Here is an 18736-nt window from a genome sequence, read left to right on the forward strand (position 1 = left end):
CGTCAGGGGGGCAGGGGGTCCATGCGGGTGCCTACCCTTGGAATGCCACCTCTCCCAAGGAGCCCGCATGGAGAACACGCCCCACCATGAACCAAAGCATCCGCGAGAACTGGCCCACGTCCCCATCTCGGTGAGTAAGCACAAGGGCCTGTTCGACCGGAGCGCGGCGGCCGGAATCCCCGCGATGCCCCTGTTCGACAAGCTGCCCCTGCGCCGGCGCATTCCGCAGAACCTGCACTCGGTGCTGGATTATCAGGGCGCGCTGACGGTGGCCGGAGTGGGGTTGCTGTCCGGCGTGGGGACGCTCCGCACCGCGAGTCTGGTGCTGGGATGCTCGGGCCTGGGCGTGGCTCTGCTCACCGATTACAAGCTGAGCCTCTTCAAGCTCATCCCCATCGAGGTGCACGAGGTCATCGACTACGTGTGGAGCTTCGGCGTCATCGCCGCGCCCTTCCTCTTCGGCGGCTCGCGCCGGAGCCGGTTCGCCACCTGGGTGCATGCTCTCGTGGGAGCGAGCACCATCGTCGCGTCCCTCTTCACCGACTACCGGGCGCAGCGGGGCGTGCAATGGGTCCGGGGCCAGCCGACCGACCTGGGCCCCGTGGGCGGCTGAATCCAGAAGGCGGCCTCCCGGGCGCGCGATTCACCAACTGGTCCTACTGTCGGACCAGTTGCTCGGGTTCGAGGCCCAGGAGGGTGCTCCCGGAATGGACGCGTATTGCTCGCGGAGCGCGGAGGCCGAGCGCTGGTACATGTCGCGGACCCAGCCACGGTAGAAGCGGGCCGCTTCGGTCTCGGGGACCTTCCCCGTCACGCAGGCGGTGATGAGGTGTGCGGCCATCATCCCCTGCATCAGCGCGCGCAGGACGCCCTGCGAGGAGGCGGGATCCACCACCGCCGCCGCATCCCCGGCGATGAAGTAGCCCTCCCCGGCCGGAGCCTCGACACGGCTCCACGTGACGTCCGCCCCACGAGGAGCGCCAGTGGCCCTGCCCGTGCTCAGGGCCTGGGGCAGCTCCGGCCGTGTCCGCGCGTGGCCCTGGAGTGACAGCCGAGTCCATGCGTAGAGCCCCGGACGGACCCGGGCGATCCACTCCCACCCGTCCGGCTCCCAGCGCAGGGAGGGGTGCTCGTCCAATTCCACGAAGCGGCCGTGCACGTAGCCGTACCGCGCGAGCAGCAGCGGCGAGTCCACGCTCCGGGCGAGCCCGTGCTTCCGGGTGAACCAGCGCCCGCGCCCGCTGGTATCGACCACGAAGCGGCCCCGCTGGAGCCCCTGGGACGTCTCCAGGCCCACCACCCGCCCCTGCTCGACGAGCGGCCGCAGGGCCCGGCAGGGCTGCAACACCTCGACGCCCAGCGCCACCGCGCGCCGCAGCAGGAGCGCATCGAACTTGGCGCGCCAGGCCTGGAAGCCGCGCCACGGCCCGTCCGCACCGGCCCCGTAGGGGGTGAACACGCGCCCCTCGGCGGAGTGCGTCCAGATGCCCTCATGGCGGGGGAAGCCCGCGGCGCGGACCTCGGCGGCCACGCCCAGCCGCTCCAGGAGCGCTTCCACGCCCGGGTGCAGCGTCTCCCCCGGGAGGTCTCTCGGGAACGAGGCCGCCTCGAGGAGCCGCACCTTCAACCCGGCCATGGCGCACCCGATGGCCGCCGCGCATCCGGCCGGACCCGCTCCCACGATGACGGCTTCCGAGGACCCGGCCATGACGGGGGCTCCGGACGCTCAGACGACGCCAGCCGTGCGGGGGATGAGCGTGAAGGGCCCGTCATCCACCTGGAAGCGGACGGCCGTGAGCGAGACGTGGCAGGTGAAGCGCCGCAGCACCCGCACCCGGCGGCGCGGCGTGTTGGCGATGGCCTCCTCCTCGCCCGACGTCTCGACGAAGACGAGGTGGTAGCCCGGGCCGTTCAGCGCGGTGTCCTTTGGCGGCCCCACGTCCCAGTCCGCCACCTTCTCCACCGTCACCAGCACGAGGGTGGAAGTGGGGACGGTGTCTCCCGCGGGAGGCACCACGCGCTTGATGCAGAAGCGCAGCGCCTCCATGCGGGCGATGAGCTCCGGGGCCGTCACGTTCGCGAGCGGGCCGAGCCGCATCCGCCCCTTCAGGGCACTGGAGACGTAGTCGGAGCGGAACCGGTTGGCGAAGTTCATGAACCACTGGCCGCCTTCCTGGAAGAGGAAGGGCCCGTGCTCGCCATCCCACCCGGGCGACGAGGAGACCTCTCCGGCCAGGACGCGCGGGTGCTGCGGGTGGTAGCCCAGCTCGGAGTCGAGCAGCGGCTTGCCCATGGGCGCCTCGTTGAACGTGCGCGAGGCATCCGGGGCCACCGCGGGCCAGAAGGAGTTCAGGGCGGCGCACAGCTTGGCATCCTCCGGGAAGGGGCTGCCCAGGCCGAAGGATGCGGTGAAGCTCCCCAGCTCATCGTTGCCGAGCGCCACATCCCAGCCCGGTGCGAAGACGCCGGAGGCTCCATCTGGCAGCCAGGTGACGAGCACCGTCGCCCGCTCGCTCGCCTGCGCGCTGCCCACGGCCCCGAGGCCCACCACGGCCGTGAGCGTCTTGTCGCTCCGGCGGAAGGCCTTGATGTCCGGCTGGCCGGGGCGCTGCAGGTCCGGGTTGACGCTGTCGCGCCCGCGGCTCAGGGGCTTGGGCCCACCCTGGCGGAAGTGCGGGTCCGGCAGCGTCTCCACCCAGGCGGCGATCTCGAACTGGTCCGCGAGCGGGAAGAAGTCCGGCGCCGTCACGAGCGAGTACGCCGGCAGCGTCGTCCCGAGCGGCCGGCTCAACCCGCCCACCCGCACGGTCACGCACCCATCGCACGTGTCGTCCATGAAGTGGGCGGCCTCGTAACCGCCCCGGTCCACCAGCGCGAGGAACTCGGCTTCCGGGAGGAAGCGTCCGTTGGCGAGCGGGCCGCTCAGGTCCTCGAGCTCGAAGGTGCCGCCGGGGCCCTGCCTCACCCGGTGGCGGATGTTGACGTACTCGGGGGCGCGCCGGCCCTCGGGGCCACCGGTGACGGCATCGTAGCTCGTCCAGAAGCGCGTCTCGCGCGAGGCCTGGCCGAAGGAGATGCGCTGCTTCCTGGGCACCCGGAAGCGCACCAGCTCCTCGCGTCCCGCCACCGTCTGCGTCGCCGTCCGCACGAGCGCCGGGTGGTGCATGGGGACGATGAGCACGCTGGCGCCCACCCGTTGCCGGCCCACCGGCGCATCGTCATCCCCCGTCTGGCGCACGAAGGGCGCCCGGTCGATGTCGAACTGCGGCAGGGCGGGGATGCGGCCATTGGTGTGGACGCGGCGCAGCTTCTCGTTGCGGTGGTACTCGTCGAAGACGAACTCCGCCGCGGTGAGCGTCTCGCCCACGAGGCACTCGTCGCCGGGGAAGAGCTTGTGCACGGGGAAGAGGAAGTTGCGGAGGTTGTCCCCCTGCACCGGGTCGAGCACCACGCGCTGGGTACCCGGCCGCGCCAGCACGCACAGGAAGGCGCCGTAGCGGGCGGGGAGCACGGCGAGCCCGTCACCGCCGTCCTCCGGCTCCACCCAGAAGGAGCGCCGCGCCGCATCGTAGCGGGGGGGACGGGTGCCGACGCGGGCCACGCCCGTGCGGGAGAAGGCCATGTCCGCGTGCAGGCCATGCGGGCTGCGCTCGCCGGGCCGGTACTGGTAGGCGAACACCGCGAGCGAGGCGCCGGGGAAGTCCGCCAGCCGCCGCCTCGCGAGGCTGTAGATATAGTTCTCGAGGGTGTCGAGCTCCTCGAGCGTGGGATAGGCCTCGGGGGACGCCGCGGGCGTGTTGCCGGGCGTGGGATGCACGTAGGGGCTGGCCAGCGCGTGGTAGAGCAGACTCTTGCTGGGCGAGGCGGGCTTGATGCCGGCGGCGGTCCGGAAGGCGAAGTCCTCGAAGCCCTCCAGATTCCCACCCGAGGGTTGCTGTACGGCCCGGGCCAGCTGGGTGGCCAGCGCCGCGGGCGTGGCCGCCGTGATGTCCAACCCGAAGGGACTCAGCCGGTCCGCCCAGCCGTGGCCCGCGAGCCGGTCACAGAGTGTCTTGACGCGATCGATCAACGCCATGTCCGCAGCTCCCTTCACACGAATGGCACGAGAGACACCCGGCCGGTCATGTCACCCGGCCGGGTCACATCCCGCCTCGGAGGCGGCTCAGTTCACGGCGTGACCAGGTTCTTCGCGTCGTTGATGGGCGACAGGTCCCCCGCGAACCGCAGCAGGTCCGTCATGGTGAAGTGGCCGGGCTTGCTCGAGGGCAGCGTGGGCGTCCACTGCGGATTGCTGGCGAGGAAGGAGCTCGCATCGCACTCGAGCAGGCCCACGAAGACCTCGGAGAGGATGCGGCTGCCCACGGGACCCAGGCGCTTGCTGTTGCCGCGCTGCTCGGCCTCCTTGAGGATGTAGTACCAGAGCGGGGTCTCCAGGTGCAGGTTGTGCTTGGCGGCCACCTGCCCATCGGGCCCCTTGGCGATGTCCTCGGGCGACAGCGGCTTGATGCGCATGCGCCGGGCCACGTTCTGGCCGGAGGGCAGGCCGAGGCTGCGCCCGCGCTTGAGGTTGGCGATGGGCAGGTTGAGGCCGGGCTTGACGCCGTGGTCGGGAATCTCCGAGAGCGTCGGCGAGAGGAACGGGTCGAGCTTGCGGCTGAGGCCCGCCGTCACCCCGTCATTCGGGAACTGGAAGAAGCGCCGCCAGTCGATGATCCAATCGCTGGGGATGGGCACGTCGGTCCCCGAGCGTCCGGAGAAGCGGAACAGCAGCCCGAGCGTGGCCGTCGTCTTCCTGCGGGTGCCTGGCTTGAAGGTGAAGACCTCGTTGTAGTCGTAGCCCTCGCGCACCATGCTGTGTCCCAGGCGGTACGCGGCGGCGGAGAACTCCACGGGGATGAAGGCGTCACCCTCCGGGACGTAGAACGAGCGGCCCTTCTCCAGCACCTCCTCGAGCACGTCCTTGTCCACCAGCCGCTTGAGGAAGTCGTTCAGGACGATCCACTGGTAGTGCCAGATGACGAGCTGGCGGGCCTCCTCGAACAGGCTGCGCCGGACGGCCGAGGGCGGCTTGATGGTGCCGGCCTGGAGCCCCTCGACGACCTTGTTGTGGAAGCGCATGAAGGCCAGGTGCAGCTGGGCGACGATGAGGTTCTCGTCGTTGCGCGGGTCACCGATGACGGCCAGCCCCTGCGGACCCCGTGGGAGGTCGAAGTCGAGCGACGGCTTGACGTTGGGGTCGCCGCCGCCGGCTTTGGCGCTGGTGCGGCCGATGACGAAGAGGGCGTCGTTGGGAGGGAGCTGGTAGAGGAAAGGCTGGTCGGCCGGGCCCCTGCCGTAGAGGCAGTCGAGATCCAACGCGGGCGTGCGGAAGTTGTGCAGCGCCAGGGGATCGACGAGCACCTCCTGGATGGGCGTGGTGTCGAAGGTGATGTCGTGGTCGATGAACTGGCCGAGGTAGGTGAAACCGGCGGGAACGTCCTCGTTGTCACCCGAGGGATCCTCTGGGGGAGGAGGGCCCTTCATCGCGGCGCCGAGAGCCTCCAGGGCCTCCGGAGGCGGCGTCAGCGGCTGGAGCGACGGAAAGAGCCTTCCGAACTTGCCCGTCGGGACGTACTGGCCCAACGGAGTCCCCTCCCCATTGCGAAGCAAGAAACCATGAATGGCTGGCATTGTGCTTCCCTCCACGTGGTGGTGCGCATCAGAAAGACAGGGCCCGCCGCGTTTGTGAGCGGCGGCCCGTTCCGGGTGGGAAGCTCGGCGGCTCGGCGGTCATGGTGTGCTCCCCCCCTCTCGCGGCCCGGCTGCACCGTGAAAGCGGCCCATGGATTCCAGTTCGCCGCGCGCGCCGCAATGCCCTGAAGGGCACCTGTCCGGAAGCACGCGCGGGCCTCGGCCTGGAGGGAGGGAGCGGGAAGCGTATCTGCCGTCCTGGGTCGAGAATTCCCCTCCTACCTGGTGGGGCCAGTCTGGAGGGGAGACAGGTTCAAACCTCCATTCCCGCTCGGGTAGACTCGGCGCCTCTCAAGGAGCTCGCGGTGGCGGGTAGACGCAAGAAGTCAGACAAGGAGCCGGCTCCCGAGGCCATGACCTATGCGGACCTGGCCGGCGCATCATCGGCAGAGCCTCCGCTGGGGGTCGCCGATAGTGAGCGGAAGCCGCACCCCTCCGCATCCGGCACCCAGCACCTGTACCGCGCCTCCGTTCCGCAGTTCCTCGATGACATCGAGGCAGGCATGTTGCCAGGGGCGCTGGAGACGCGTTTCCAGGTGCTCGAAGGGGAGCCGCCGTCCGAGGGCGAGCTCAACTCCTGGAAGAGTTCCCTGCCCGCGCTCGCCGAGGTGCTTCGCGACGAGCGGCTGCGCCAGTCGGAGATCTTCGTCGAGCTGTGGATGCCCATCAAGGGACGCCGGTGTGACGCGCTGCTCACGGGGCGGGATCTCGATGACAGGCCATCCGCCGTGGTCGTCGAACTCAAGCAGTGGACGAGCGTGGGGAAGTCGCCGTGGCGAGAGGAAGTGCGGGTGCGCAATGACAGTCGCTCCCATCCCTCGGCCCAGGTGCGGGACTACGTCAGCTTTCTGCGCTACTACCACTCCGCCTTCGTGAAGGAGGGCGTGCGCATCACCGGCTGCGTATGGCTGCACGGGATGGACGAGCCCAGGTCCATCGCGCTGCTGCGCGACCCCGATGCGTTCGGAGATCTCTTCCGCGAATATCCCTTGTTCGTGAAGCGCGAGCAGCGCCGGTTCGCTGACTGGCTGCACAGCCAGCTCGGGCACGGCGAGGGGACGCGCGCCGCGACGCTCATCGCCACAGGCCGGCCGCAGCCCTCGGAGAAGCTCCTCGACATGGTCGTGAGCACGATTCATGGCGAGTTCGAGTGGCGGCTGCTCGATGTGCAGCGCCAGGCCTACCTGCGGATCCTCACCGCGGTGGAAGAGGGCCGTGCGAACGGCACACGGACGGTGGTGCTGGTGAAGGGAGGGCCGGGGACGGGCAAGAGCGTGCTGGCCATCCAGCTTCTGGCGCATGGTGCCAGCAAGCACTGGCGCGTGGTCCATGCCACGGGCTCGCAGGCCTTCCAGACGAATCTCCAGGGCAAGACGCTCGCGTTCGCGGCGGAGCTCCACAAGAAGCTCCAAGGGGTGCGCTTCAAGAAGGAGCTTCCAGTCGACGAGCTTTTCTGCACCTTCGCCGACGTCGCGAAAGCGGGCGCACGCGAGGCCAGCGTGCTGGACCTCGTAGTGGCCGATGAGGCGCACCGGCTCTGGGACTTCCGCCGGCTGAAGTTCCCGAACGGCACCATCCGGAGGTTGTCGGAGACACCGATGATCGAAGAGGTGATCCGTGCCAGCCGCGTCACGGCCTTCTTCCTCGACGACAATCAGGCGGTGCGGGCGGGGGAGATCGGCCAGTCGTCGGTGGTCCGTGAGGCCGCGCAGCGCCTCGGCGTGCGGCTGGTGGAGATGGAGCTGGATCTTCAGTTCCGCTGCGGTGGGAGCGAGAGCTATGTCCGATGGGTCGACGCGCTCTTCGGCTTCCGCGCGCAGGCTGACCTCGCGTGGCGGGATCAGGGGGCCTATGCATTCGACCTGGAGCCGAGTGTGGTGCGGATGGATCAGCGGCTGCGTGCGCTTCGGACCCAGGGGTACCGGTGCCGGATCGTCGCGGGCTATTGCTGGCGCTGGTCGGTACCGTTGGGCCAGGGGCAGAACAACTTGGTGCACGACGTGAAGGACAAGCGCTTCGGGGAGTGGAGCGCGCCGTGGATCGAGAAGACCGGACAGGGACGCAAGCCCTTGGAGAACCAGTACTACCGTTGGGCCAACGAGGACGACTACTACGAGCAGGTCGGGTCCATCTACTCCGTGCAGGGCTTTGAGTTCGACCACGTGGGCGTCATCTGGGGAGAGGATCTTGTCTGGCGCAAGGACCACTGGGAAGCGGACCTGTCGAAGAACAAGGACAAGACCTTCAAGCGGGACGTCCGTCTGAGTGGTGAGGACCCCGTGGACAAGCTGAAGAACGTCTACCGGGTGCTGCTCACGCGCGGCATGAGAGGCACCCACCTGTTCGTGTTGGATGCTGAAACGCGAGCGCACCTCCAAGCCTGCCTCGAGGGCAAGCAGGCGATACGCGTTGCGTAGGCGATGGAGGGCCGGATGCGCGGCGCGGGGGCGCCCGTTATGGGAGGGGCCCCATGGACGTGCGCAAGAAGCTGGAGATCCTCGCCGATGCCGCGAAGTACGACGCTTCCTGTGCGAGCAGTGGAGGCAAGCGGAAGTCCGCGCCGGGTGGGCTCGGCAACGTGGAGGGCATGGGCATCTGCCACAGCTACACGCCCGATGGCTGGTGTGTGTCGTTGCTGAAGATCCTCCTCACCAACTTCTGCATCTACGATTGCCAGTACTGCATCAATCGCATCTCCAGCGACACGCCCCGGGCGCGCTTCACTCCCGAGGAGGTGGTGCAGCTCACGCTCGACTTCTACAAGCGCAACTACATCGAGGGGCTGTTCCTCAGCTCCGGGGTCCTCAAGAGATGTGCTGGAGGAGCTGTGGTCGGCGTACTACGTGTCCACGTTCAACCCGGCGCGGCTGAACGTGCGGGCCATGCGCGCGGAGATGCCGAAGAAGCACTGGGCGACCCTGCCCGAGGCGCGGCTGATTCCCCAGTTGGTGCGCAAGGCGCCGGAGCGGACGGCGTCCATGGTGGCGCCCCGGCTGGAGCCGTCCGAGGCGAGCCGCTACCTCCCCGCGAGCCGGGAGCTGCCCGCGCTGGCGGCGGCGGCGAAGGAGTGCCGGGCGTGTCCGCTGCACGAGCGCGCGAGCCGGACGGTGTTCGGCGAGGGACCGGCCACGGCGCAGGTGATGCTCGTGGGAGAGCAGCCGGGAGACACGGAGGACCGGGAGGGGCGGCCCTTCCTCGGCCCGGCGGGGCAGCTGCTTGACGAGGTGCTGGAGCAGGTGGGGCTGCGGCGCGAGGCGCTCTACGTCACCAACGCGGTGAAGCACTTCGGGTGGACGGGAGAGGGGCGCGAGGTGCTCGCGTGCAAGGCGTGGTTGGAGGCGGAGGTGTCGGCGGTGAAGCCGCGGATGATCGTCTGCTTGGGCGCCACGGCGTCGCAGGCGTTCCTGGGGCCGGGCTTCCGTATCAACCTGAGCCGGGGGCAGGTGTTCGAGACGCCCTGGGCGAAGGCGTGGATGGCGACGTTCCACCCCTCGGCGCTGTTGCGGATGCCGGACGAGCGGAGCCGGGCCGAGACGCGCGCCCATTTCGAGGCGGACCTGCGCAAGGTGGCGGAGACCCTGCGCGCCCTCCGGTGAGCAGCGCTCCCGGCCCGGGGGGGCCTCCAAGTCCCTCCGTGCTTCCGTGTATGCTCGGAGCCCATGCGCGCCCTTCTCTGCTGGACCGTCCTGCTCTGCGTCCTGGGCCTTCCCGCCCGGGCCGAGACGGTGAATTCGATTCCCCGTCCCCGGCCGGGCTCCTGGTCCGTGGACACCACGGGAACGCTGTCCTCCTCCACGTTGGCGGGCGTGAACCGGTGGGGCGCGGAGGTCGACGGCAAGGGCCTGGGCCAGCTCGCCGTCGTGGTGGTGTCGACGACGGGCGGGCGCAACCCGCGCACCTTCGCCACCGAGCTCTTCAACCTGTGGGGCATCGGCCACGCCGGGCGCGATGATGGCGCGCTGCTCCTCATCGCCCTGCGCGACCGCAAGGCGGAGATCGTTCTGGGTGACGGCGTGGACAGCAGCTCGGACACGGCCCGGAGCGACGCCTTGATGTCCGGGGAGATCGTCCCCGCCTTCAAGCGCAAGGACCCGGAGGGGGCGGTACTCGCCGGAGCGCGGGGCCTGAGCGACCTGCTCGAGCGCTCGCCTCTCAACGCGTCCGTGAGCAGCACGGCCTCCGTGCCGGACGTGCCCTCCTCCCCGCCCTCGGGTGTCACCACCCCCGTGCAGCCGGAGGTCCCGTTCCGGAGCCCCTACAACTCGGGGTCCTACTATTCTCCGACCTTGATGGAGCGGGTGGCCTCGAACGAGCAGGCTCCCTGGTTCTTCGGTGGGGGGGCTGGAGCCCTCGTCATGGGGGCCGCTGGCCTGCGCCGCTGGTTGCGCCGGCGTCCGCGCATCTGCGCTCAATGCGCCCAGCCGCGCCAGCTCCTCGACGAGGACAGTGACGATGACCACCTCGACCAGGGACAGCTGCGCGAGGAGAGCCTGGGCTCGGTGGACTATGACGTGTGGTGGTGCACGTCCTGCCAGGACGCGCGGGTGGAGCGCTATGGCGCCTGGTTCACGGCCTATTCGAAGTGCCCGGGCTGCAGCTACAAGACGAAGTCGGAGTCGAGCACCACCCTCGTGTCGGCGACCTATGACCACGGCGGCACGGTGCGGGTGACGGTCACCTGCAAGCACTGCAGCTACCACGACTCCTTCACGCGCAGCACGCCCAAGCTCACCCGGCCCAGCTCGTCCTCCTCCTCCAGCGGAGGCAGCTCCTTTGGTGGAGGGAGGTCCTCGGGCGGTGGCTCCAGCGGGAGCTGGTAGGCGGCCCGGAGAGGCGTAGAGTCGGAGCCATGAACCGCGCTCCGCTCCGCTTCTTCTTCGACTACGTGTCGCCGTATGCGTATCTCGCGTGGACGCAGCTCCCGGCGCTGGCCGAGCGTCATGGCCGCACCGTGGAGCCGCTGCCCGTCCTCTTCGCTGGTGTGCTCAACACGCTCGGCACGACGGGGCCCGCGGAGGTGAAGCAGAAGCGGTTCTACATCTACAAGCACACCACGCGGCTCGCCCACGAGCTGGGGTTGCCCTTCGCCTTCCCCGCGGCGCACCCCTTCAACCCGCTGCTCGCGCTCCGGGTGACGGCCGCCGTGCAGGACGCGGAGGCCCGGCGCCGGCTCGTCTCCGCGCTCTTCGACGCGGTGTGGGCCAGAGGTGGAGGGCTGCTGCAGCCGGAGCAGGTGGGCGAGGTCGTGGCCTCGGTGGGGCTCGATGCGCAGGCGCTGCTCGCGGCCGCGCAGACACCCGCGGTGAAGGACCAGGTACGCCGCAACACCGAGGAGCTGCTCGCGCTGGAGGGCTTCGGCGTTCCCACCTTCGTGGCGGATGGAGAGCTGTTCTTCGGGGTCGACTCGCTCGGCCACCTGGAGCGGTTCCTGCGCGGAGAGGATCCGCTCTCCCGCGAGGAGCTGGAGCGCCTGAAGAATCTGCCCGTCGCCGCTTCACGCATCTGATTCGGGGTGGTGGCGCCGGGCGGCCAGGCTCCCTACCTTTCCCCCATGTCCTCCTCCCGCAACGTCCCCATCGAAGAGCTGCTCCGCTCCGCCGAGGAGCGGGAGGAAGCGGGGGACGCCCTGGGCGCCGAGGCGCTGCTCGGCCGGGTCATCTCGCTCAAGCCGCAGTTCGCGTTGGCCTGGTACCGGCGCGGCATGCTGCGCCTCTTCGAGCAGGAGGCATACGAGGAGGCTCTCGCCGACCTGAGCCGCGCCGAGGAGCTCGGCGTGGACCAGGTGGGGATACCCGTGTCGCAGCTCCAATATCTGTTCGGCGAGTGTCTGTTCGGCCTCGGGCGCTTCGAGGAGGCCGACGCGCGGCTCCAGCAGGGGCTCGTCGGCGAGCAGGACGAGGTGCTGCGGGCGGAGATCTACCTGCGGCGCGCCGAATGCGCCGACGAGCTGGAGCGCCCGGAGGCATTGCGCGAGGCCCTCACGGGCTTCCTGGCGCACCGGGCCGCGTTCCTGGACTCGGGCGGCGAGGGGGAGCAGCTCGAGTGGGCGGAGACGCGGCTCGCCGAGCTGTCCACGGGCCCGTGAGGCGTGCTCACGGGTTCACGGCGTGCCGCTGACGTTCGGCGGCGTGTAGGTGGCCTTCGGGTCCACCTCGGCCGCGTAGGGGCTCGTCCACGTGTCCTGGAAGAAGCGCTCAAGCTGATTCGCGAACGCCTCGCCCTCCACGATGACGCCCACGTTGCGGCTCTGCGTGAAGTAGTCGCGCTCCCAGTTGCTCGTGCCCACCCAGGCCTGCTGCCCGTCCACCACCATGTACTTGGCGTGCACCACGCGCGCGAACGGGATGAAGCCGCCCGACCACTGCGGAATGGTGACCAGCTTCACCGTCAGCCCCGGCGGGGCGTGCAGCGCCTGGAGGCCCTCGATGGTGCCCTTGCGCTTGCCCCAGTCCGCCAGCAGCAGCTCCACCTTCACCCCGCGCGCCGCCGCCCGCTTCAGCGCCTCCTCCAGCTCGGGGAAGGGGCTCCCGTCACGGCCCTTCGCCTTGTACGTGAGCAGCTGCACCCGCACCGAGCGCTTCGCCCCGTCGATGAGCTTCACCAGCTTCGGCAGATCCCACGTGGCCGGGTCCGGCAGGTAGCCCTCGGGGCTGTGCGCCGGCGTCACGCGCACCGTGCTGCCCGCGTAGCTCGCCGGGAACGGGCCGCCCACCGCCGCCGCCGCCGGTGCCGGGGCTCCCACCGCCAGCGCCCAGTCCTGCTCGAAGATGTCCGCGAGCGAGCGCACCACCTCGGGCACCCGGATGCGCAGCCCCAGCTCCTGGATGTGCTCCAGCGAGCGCCAGTCGAGGTTCTGGCTGCCCAGGTACGCCTCGCGCCCGTCCACCACGAAGTACTTCGCGTGCAGCACGCCGCCCATCGACTTGCCCAGGTCCACCCGGCGCATCTCGATGCCCGGCCGCTTCGCCAGCCGCTCCAGCGTCTCCGGGTACGTCTTGTAGAACTTCTCGTCCGCGAGCACCCGCACCTTCACGCCCCGGTCCGCCGCCGCCTCGATGGCTTGAATGACCTTCTCCAGCCGGCTGCCCGGCTCGTTGCTCACGTAGAACTGCGCCACGTCCAGCGTGCGCGTGGCCCCGTCCACCATCTCCGGCCACACCTGCCAGGCGTCGGGAATCTCCGCATGGTCCAGCGACGTCTCCACCGGGCTGCTCTCCACCAGCACCAGTCCGGGGAGCGCGGCCTCGGGGGAAGCGGCACGCATCGCCGGAGTCGGCGCGGCGCACGCGAGGGACAGCACGAGGGGAAGCAGCAGGGCGTTGAATCGCAGGGACATGGGCGCACCGTATACAAAAACCAAGGGCCCCCCGCGATCGCTCGCGGAGGGCCCCGGGTTCACACCGTGACTGGCGTGGAGACTAGTTGCGGAAGCGCAGCAGCAGCTCCGCCTGCATCGGGCGGTTGCGGAAGCGCGACAGGCCGTACGTGGTGGTGCCCGTCTGCCACCGGTCGTACAGCGAGGTGGTGTCCGTGTTGTTCAGCGCGTTGACCACCAGCAGCGTCAGCTCCAGCTTGTTCGCCATGTTGAACAGCCGGCCCACGTCGTAGCGCGCCTGCGCGTCGATGAGGAACTGGTCCGGGTTGCGCAGCTCGGAGATGGCCTGCGGGTCGTTGAAGTTCGGCGTCCCCGAGCGCAGGGTGTGGCCGGTGCCGCGCGGCGAGCGGTAGAACGTGCCGTCGGCGAGGCTCTGGTTCATCCACAGCGGGGTGCCCGTCAGGTAGCGGAAGCGCAGGCCGAAATCGAGGCCGAAGCTGGTCGCGTAGCCGAGCGCGCCCTTGACGGTGTGGCGGATGTCGTCCGGCGTCGGGCCCTCGTACAGGTACTTCATGCGCGGGTTCTGGCCGTAGCCGTCGAAGTACTCGCCCACCGTGCCGTTGTTGAAGCCCAGGGTGTAGCTGGCCAGCACGTCCCAGCCGCCGTACTTGCCCTGCAGCCACAGGTCCACGCCCTTGTAGTCACGCCAGGCGTCGTCCGGGTTGTGGATCTTCACGATGCTGTGGGTGTCACCATCCAGGCCGCGCAGGATGCGCGTACCGGTCAGGTCCCACACCCGGTTGACCTCCTCGTCGATCCACAGGTTGTTGTAGCGGCGGTACGTACCGTCCACGCCCAGCACCATGCCCTCGGCCACCTCGCGGTGCAGGCCCAGGCTGATCTCATCCACGCTCGGCGGCGTGTGACCCTTGTCGAAGAAGCGGCCCCGCGCGCCACCCGTGATGTTGCAGACGGCCGTGCTGCCGGCGTCCGGGGGGCACTCGTTGAAGGCGCCCGCCGTCGTGTTGAAGTCGGAGCGGACCTGGAGCATCTCCGGGTTGGCGTGCTGGGCGATGAAGACGTCGCCCATCTCGTTGGAGCGGCCGTAGTGCGCCTTGAGCAGCGTCTTGCGGTCGTTGGTGATGTCATACGTCGCCGACAGGCGCGGCCCGATGCCCACCAGGTTGGTGATGAAGGTGTCGCCGGCGTACATCCGGCCCACGTCCGCGCGCAGACCCGCCACCACCGTCAGCTGACGGTTGACGGTCCAGCGGTCCTGGAAGAAGGCGCCCAGCTGCGCCACCGAGGCGCTGGTGGTGAGGGGGCCCGGCTCACCCTGCAGGTTGTAGAAGGTGGTCCGGCGGTAGCAGTAGGAGAAGGTGGAGGGATCCTCGGGGTTGCACACGCCGCCGCGGTCGTCGTAGCGCAGGTTGCCAGAGGTGCCCACCTGCTGCTCGCCCATCAGGTAGCCCAGCTGCACGCCACCCTTCATCTGGTGCGCGCCCGCCTTGAAGAGCACGGTGGGGTCGAACTGGAAGCGCCACTTGTTCTCGGTGGAGTAGTTGCCGGAGAGGCCCGTCAGCGAGCCGGAGCTGCCCGTGGTGAAGAAGTTGTTGTTGCGGTCCGCGTGCGACGGCGCCTCCAGGTCGTCGTTCTGCGGGCCCATGTACGCCTTCTTGTAGGTGGCGCCGGTCTGCAGCTGGAAGAGGACGTTGTCGGTGAAGTTGTGGTCGTAGTTGGCGATGAAGAAGGCGCCACCGCGGTCGATGCGCGACTCGGCGTCCAGCGCCACCGTCGAGCTGCTGCGGTTGTTGGTGATGACGTTGTTGTCCACGTTGACGGCGAAGGACACGCGGTCCTTGTCCGTGGGCTGCCAGGTGAGCTTGAGCCGGCCCAGGCGCGTCTGGGTGTTCTTGGGGCGGTTCTCCTGCAAGCCGTTGATGGTCAGCGGCGTCTCCTGGTTGGAGATGTTCCACTGGCCGCTGGCGTAGAACCACAGCCGGTCCTTGATGATGGGGCCGCCCACGGCCACCAGCGGGGCGTAGAAGGACGTCTCCGCCTGGGGCGCGTCGTTCTGCAGGTAGTTGCCGGTGATGACGCTCTGGTCCGAGCCATACGTCGCCTTGGCGTTGCTGAAGGCCGGCGAGAGGATGAGCGAGACGTCGTAGGTGAACTTGTTGGAGCCGCTCTTGGTGACGACGTTCTCCACCATGCCCAGCGCGTTGTACTGGGCGTCCAGGCCGCCGGTGATGATCTCGAAGTTCTCCACCGCGTAGAAGTTCATGGGGGCGGTGATGGAGCCATCCGACACGTCGGTGGTGTCCATGCCGTCCACGTAGAACTTGCCGTAGCGCGACAGGCCGCCGCGGCTGCTCGGGGCGTTGCCGGGGCCCACGCCGGCCACCAGCTGCGGCATGGTCTGCACCTGGTTGAAGACGGGCGTGGCGGCCGCCTTCTCCGCCGTCATCACCGCGCCGGTCTGCGCCGAGTCGGGGTTGATGATGGGGTTGACCTTCTCGACGATCTCATAGGTGGCCACCGCGTTCGTCTCGGTGAGCACCTCGAGCTTCACGTCCACGGAGGTGTTCTGCCCCAGGCGGACGACGATGCCCTTCTTCTTGATGGGGGCGAAGCCCTCCACCTGGACCTCGAGGACATAGCCCTCGCCCGGGGGGACCTGGCCGAACTCGAAGCGGCCGTCCTCGCCGCTGGTGCGGGCGATGGGCTGCTGCAGCGCGGGGCCGCTGATGGTGAGGGGCACCTCGGCCAGCGGGGCACCGGTGGGGTCGTACACGTAGCCGGAGACGCGGCCGTAGTTCTCGCCGGCGGCGAGCGCGGTCATGGGCACGGCGAGCGCGAGCAGCGCCAGCAGCAGCGCCCGGCCGCGCAAGAGGATGGAAGTGTTCATGTGAGGAGTCTCGGGGGGAAGGGGCTTACTGAGCGCTGCTCACGATGAAGAGCACGCTGTTGTCGGTGGTGGCCTTGGTCATGTCGACGCTGCCCGCGACGCAGTCCGGGGACTGGTAGCAGAGGCTCGTGTAGGTGACGCCGGCGGCGGGGGTGAACTCGCGCAGGCGGACCACCGGGGACCAGTTGGCGTCGCCGGGCTTCGCCTGGAACACCAGCTTGGCGTTGGCGTCCGTCGGCTTCGCGCCGCTGGTGGTGGGCTTGAGCCACACGCCGTCCATCATCTTCACGGCCTGCACCGTCTTCGCGGCGTCACCCGTGCCCACCGTCACCTCTTCCGTCGGCACCGCGCCGCCGTCCAGGTAGACGAACTGCAGGCCGCTGAACCAGCCGGGCTGGGGCGCGAAGGTGGAGGTGTCGCTGAGGGACTTGAAGGTGGCCGTCACGTCGATGATGGCGCGCACGGCGAGGCTCTCACCCTCGGTGGCGCTGCCGCCGAACTTGCCCTCGGTCAGGGACGAGGCGTCCTTGATGGCGTTGCAGGTGTACTGGGACACGCCCGACCAGGTCTTCACCTTCACCAGCGGCAGCACCGGCGCGGTGCTGGTGGTGAGGGGGAGCGCGTCGAACAGGGTGTACTGCGCGTCCTCGCGGTACGAGTCCGTGCGCTCGTCGTACTCCTTGCCCGTCTTGCAGGACTCGGAGAACCCGTACGTGCTCGTCTTCGCCAGGGTGATGGGCATCACCAGCTTGGCGCCGTCCTTGGTGAGGGACTTGTCGCTGCTGGCCAGCACGCCGAGGTTGTAGAAGGGGAAGCTCGTCCCCTCGGCGGCGCCGGACATCGGCTGGTAGCACTTGGGGGCGCTGCTGCCAGTACCGCAGGTGGCGGGCTGGAACTTGGACTCGAGCCCGGTGCCGTCAATGACTCCCATGTAGGGGTCACTCAGCTCGGTCGAGCCACCACAAGACACGGCACTCAGCGCCATCGTCAGCGTCAGTGCCCACTTCTGCTTCGTCTGCACGAGAGCCTCGCGGGGAGATTGGGGGGTGGCTCACGGCTCGGACGTCATGAAGCGAACGCAGGCCGCTGCCGGGGCGGCCATGTATCAACACTTGGGACTGTTTTCCAAGCGGGGGGGTCCTTTTCACCTTGAGTTCACACCCTGACCCGGGGGGTAGGGGAGACAGCGGATGGCTCTGGTGCTATGAGAGGACGCCCCTCTCCGATCAAAGCCCATGTTCGCGCAGCAGACCGCTTCCAACGATTCCCACCTGTTCGGTCCTACCCTGTTTTCCGTGGTAGTCCACGTTGGGGTCATTGGGGCCCTGTTCTTCCTGGCCACGCCGAAGGAGAAGCCGGCGGAGGAGAAGGAGGTGGCGGTCTCGTTGATGAGGACGCTTCCGCCCCCGCCGCCGCCCCCGCCGCCCGGAGGCGTGCGCTCGGTGGTGCAGCGCAAGCCCACTCCCCGCAAGGAGATGGTGATCCGCCAGCCGGAGAAGATCGAGCCGATCAAGGTGGAGGAGAAGCCGAAGGAGCCGGAGCCCGAACCGGAGCCGGAGCCGGTGGCCGAGTCGGAGCCGGTGGCGGACGCGGCCCCGGCGGGAGTCGAGGGAGGCGTGGTGGGCGGAGTCGAGGGAGGCGTGGTGGGCGGGGTGGTGGGAGGCGTGGTGGGGGGCCAGCTGGGCGGGCAGCTCGGTGGGACGGGCGAGCCACCGAAGCCGAAGAACGTGCCGCCCTTCGTCATCCAGCGCGACGTGGTGCGTCAGACGCCGCCGCGACTGTCCGAGGTCTTCAAGCAGTCGCACCGCAACGCGGGGACGCTCAACGGCATGTACCGCATCTGCGTGTCCACGGACGGCAACGTGTACGAGGTGACGCCGGTGAAGTCCGTGCCGGGCGCGGACGAGGACATCATCGAGGGCATCAAGGACGGCTGGCAGTACAAACCGCAGAAGGTGCCGGTGTGCTTCCTCTACAACATCCCGATCACCATCTCGTGACGGGGCGGGGCGTCAGCGCCCTTTTCAGCGTCCTTTGATGTAGCGGCCGGACTGCTTGTCGAGCAGCTCCAGGCCCACCCTGGCCTCGCGGCACTCGGGCATGAGCTGGAGGGCGCGCTCGAAGCTCTCGCGGGCCCGATCGAAGAAGCGCGTGCTGAGGTACTGGTGGCCGCGGCACACCAGTTCCATGGCCTGGTGGCGGGGCGTGGGAGACAGCCTGGCGGCCTTGGCGAACAGGTCGAGCGCCTTGGCGTAGTCGAAGGCCTCCAGGGCGAGCATGCCCAGCTTGTAGAGCTGGAGCGCCACCGCGGCGGGCTGCACGCCGGAGGAGGGCCGGGGCGCGGCGGAAGGGGCCGGAGCCTGCGGAGCGACGGGCACGCCATGCACCGGGGTGAAGGCGGGGCGCGAGGCGACGGGCACGCCATGCACGGGCGTGAAGGCGGGGCCCGGGCGGGGCGCTGCCGGAGCGGGAGGGGGCGCGGAATGTGCCTCGGGAGGCGGCGTCACCGGAGTGGCCGGGGTGCGGGGCTTCGCGCGGGCCATCCGCTCGCCCCACTCGCGCCGCTTGTCCGGCAGGGAGAGCACCTCGAAGGCCTTCTTGGCGCTCAGGAAGAGCTCCAGCGCCTGGGCCTTCTCCTCCTGCGACTTCATCCGGAGCCGGTCCGGGTGGGACTGCGCGGCGATGCGCAGGAAGGCCTTGCGGATGGCGGCCAGGTCCTCGGTGCCTTGCAGCCCGAGCACCTCGAAGGGGTTCTTGTCGTGAGAGGGGTCCTGGGACATGGG

The 18736-nt window shown here is 69.3% G+C and carries 14 protein-coding genes; 7 read left to right on the plus strand and 7 right to left on the minus strand.

Translation table 11 applies throughout. The features are described 5' to 3' along the window. The first annotated feature begins 67 nt into the window (after positions 1-67). The gene (locus NR798_RS02755) at positions 68-613 is read left to right on the plus strand and encodes a hypothetical protein (RefSeq protein WP_375769824.1); all 546 of its coding nucleotides are present in this window, start codon (positions 68-70) and stop codon (positions 611-613) included. Between the two features lie 30 nt (positions 614-643). Here NR798_RS02755 and NR798_RS02760 read toward each other — a convergent pair whose 3' ends face one another. The 3 genes from NR798_RS02760 to NR798_RS02770 form a co-directional block, all read right to left on the minus strand. Beyond that, on the minus strand, positions 644-1708 hold the full coding sequence (locus NR798_RS02760) for an NAD(P)/FAD-dependent oxidoreductase (protein ID WP_375769825.1): 1065 nt from the start codon (positions 1706-1708) through the stop codon (positions 644-646). Positions 1709-1726: 18 nt separating this feature from the next. Further along, positions 1727-4075 carry a hypothetical protein gene (locus tag NR798_RS02765; RefSeq protein WP_375769826.1) on the minus strand — a complete coding sequence of 783 codons (2349 nt, stop codon included), beginning with the start codon at positions 4073-4075 and terminating at the stop codon, positions 1727-1729. A 92-nt stretch (positions 4076-4167) separates the two neighbouring features. Then, positions 4168-5622 carry a heme peroxidase family protein gene (locus NR798_RS02770; RefSeq protein ID WP_375769827.1) on the minus strand — a complete coding sequence of 485 codons (1455 nt, stop codon included), beginning with the start codon at positions 5620-5622 and terminating at the stop codon, positions 4168-4170. Positions 5623-6035: 413 nt separating this feature from the next. Between NR798_RS02770 and NR798_RS02775 the strand changes: the two genes are divergently transcribed. From NR798_RS02775 to NR798_RS02795, 5 genes are all read left to right on the plus strand, one after another. Then, complete coding sequence (locus NR798_RS02775; RefSeq protein ID WP_375769828.1) at positions 6036-8147, plus strand: DUF2075 domain-containing protein; 2112 nt, start codon at positions 6036-6038, stop codon at positions 8145-8147. A 396-nt stretch (positions 8148-8543) separates the two neighbouring features. After that, positions 8544-9326, plus strand: coding sequence for a UdgX family uracil-DNA binding protein (locus NR798_RS02780; protein WP_375769829.1), 783 nt, complete (start codon positions 8544-8546; stop codon positions 9324-9326). Between the two features lie 63 nt (positions 9327-9389). Next, entirely contained in the window at positions 9390-10550 is a 1161-nt protein-coding gene (locus NR798_RS02785; protein ID WP_375769830.1) for a TPM domain-containing protein, read from the plus strand. Between the two features lie 29 nt (positions 10551-10579). Continuing rightward, entirely contained in the window at positions 10580-11236 is a 657-nt protein-coding gene (locus NR798_RS02790) for a 2-hydroxychromene-2-carboxylate isomerase (RefSeq protein ID WP_375769831.1), read from the plus strand. A 45-nt stretch (positions 11237-11281) separates the two neighbouring features. Next, entirely contained in the window at positions 11282-11815 is a 534-nt protein-coding gene (locus NR798_RS02795) for a hypothetical protein (protein ID WP_375769832.1), read from the plus strand. A gap of 15 nt (positions 11816-11830) precedes the next feature. On the opposite strand, the gene NR798_RS02800 is transcribed toward NR798_RS02795, so the two are convergent. The 3 genes from NR798_RS02800 to NR798_RS02810 all read right to left on the minus strand — a co-directional run bounded on the left by NR798_RS02800 (position 11831) and on the right by NR798_RS02810 (position 16974). After that, a complete protein-coding gene (locus tag NR798_RS02800; protein WP_375769833.1) occupies positions 11831-13066 on the minus strand; it encodes a phosphatidylserine/phosphatidylglycerophosphate/cardiolipin synthase family protein in 1236 nt (411 codons plus the stop codon). A gap of 82 nt (positions 13067-13148) precedes the next feature. Beyond that, entirely contained in the window at positions 13149-15953 is a 2805-nt protein-coding gene (locus NR798_RS02805; protein ID WP_375769834.1) for a TonB-dependent receptor domain-containing protein, read from the minus strand. 25 nt (positions 15954-15978) lie between these two features. Next, a complete protein-coding gene (locus NR798_RS02810; protein ID WP_375769835.1) occupies positions 15979-16974 on the minus strand; it encodes a hypothetical protein in 996 nt (331 codons plus the stop codon). Positions 16975-17341: 367 nt separating this feature from the next. Here NR798_RS02810 and NR798_RS02815 point away from each other — a divergent pair, with 367 nt between their 5' ends. Further along, complete coding sequence (locus NR798_RS02815; protein WP_375769836.1) at positions 17342-17953, plus strand: PaxA; 612 nt, start codon at positions 17342-17344, stop codon at positions 17951-17953. A gap of 24 nt (positions 17954-17977) precedes the next feature. Here NR798_RS02815 and NR798_RS02820 read toward each other — a convergent pair whose 3' ends face one another. Further along, on the minus strand, positions 17978-18733 hold the full coding sequence (locus tag NR798_RS02820; RefSeq protein ID WP_375769837.1) for a DnaJ domain-containing protein: 756 nt from the start codon (positions 18731-18733) through the stop codon (positions 17978-17980). Positions 18734-18736 lie beyond the last annotated feature (3 nt).

Source organism: Archangium gephyra (assembly GCF_042230915.1).
In the GTDB taxonomy this organism is placed as follows: Bacteria; Myxococcota; Myxococcia; order Myxococcales; family Myxococcaceae; genus Archangium; species Archangium gephyra_B.

What these genes read in the sequence shown, in the direction of transcription:
- NR798_RS02800 (WP_375769833.1), bottom strand. Translation starts at nt 13,066, where the DNA reads ATGTCCCTGCGATTCAACGCCCTGCTGCTTCCCCTCGTGCTGTCCCTC.
- NR798_RS02790 (WP_375769831.1), top strand. Translation starts at nt 10,580, where the DNA reads ATGAACCGCGCTCCGCTCCGCTTCTTCTTCGACTACGTGTCGCCGTAT.
- NR798_RS02795 (WP_375769832.1), top strand. Translation starts at nt 11,282, where the DNA reads ATGTCCTCCTCCCGCAACGTCCCCATCGAAGAGCTGCTCCGCTCCGCC.
- NR798_RS02785 (WP_375769830.1), top strand. Translation starts at nt 9,390, where the DNA reads ATGCGCGCCCTTCTCTGCTGGACCGTCCTGCTCTGCGTCCTGGGCCTT.
- NR798_RS02820 (WP_375769837.1), bottom strand. Translation starts at nt 18,733, where the DNA reads ATGTCCCAGGACCCCTCTCACGACAAGAACCCCTTCGAGGTGCTCGGG.
- NR798_RS02805 (WP_375769834.1), bottom strand. Translation starts at nt 15,953, where the DNA reads ATGAACACTTCCATCCTCTTGCGCGGCCGGGCGCTGCTGCTGGCGCTG.
- NR798_RS02765 (WP_375769826.1), bottom strand. Translation starts at nt 4,075, where the DNA reads ATGGCGTTGATCGATCGCGTCAAGACACTCTGTGACCGGCTCGCGGGC.
- NR798_RS02760 (WP_375769825.1), bottom strand. Translation starts at nt 1,708, where the DNA reads ATGGCCGGGTCCTCGGAAGCCGTCATCGTGGGAGCGGGTCCGGCCGGA.
- NR798_RS02815 (WP_375769836.1), top strand. Translation starts at nt 17,342, where the DNA reads ATGAGGACGCTTCCGCCCCCGCCGCCGCCCCCGCCGCCCGGAGGCGTG.
- NR798_RS02755 (WP_375769824.1), top strand. Translation starts at nt 68, where the DNA reads ATGGAGAACACGCCCCACCATGAACCAAAGCATCCGCGAGAACTGGCC.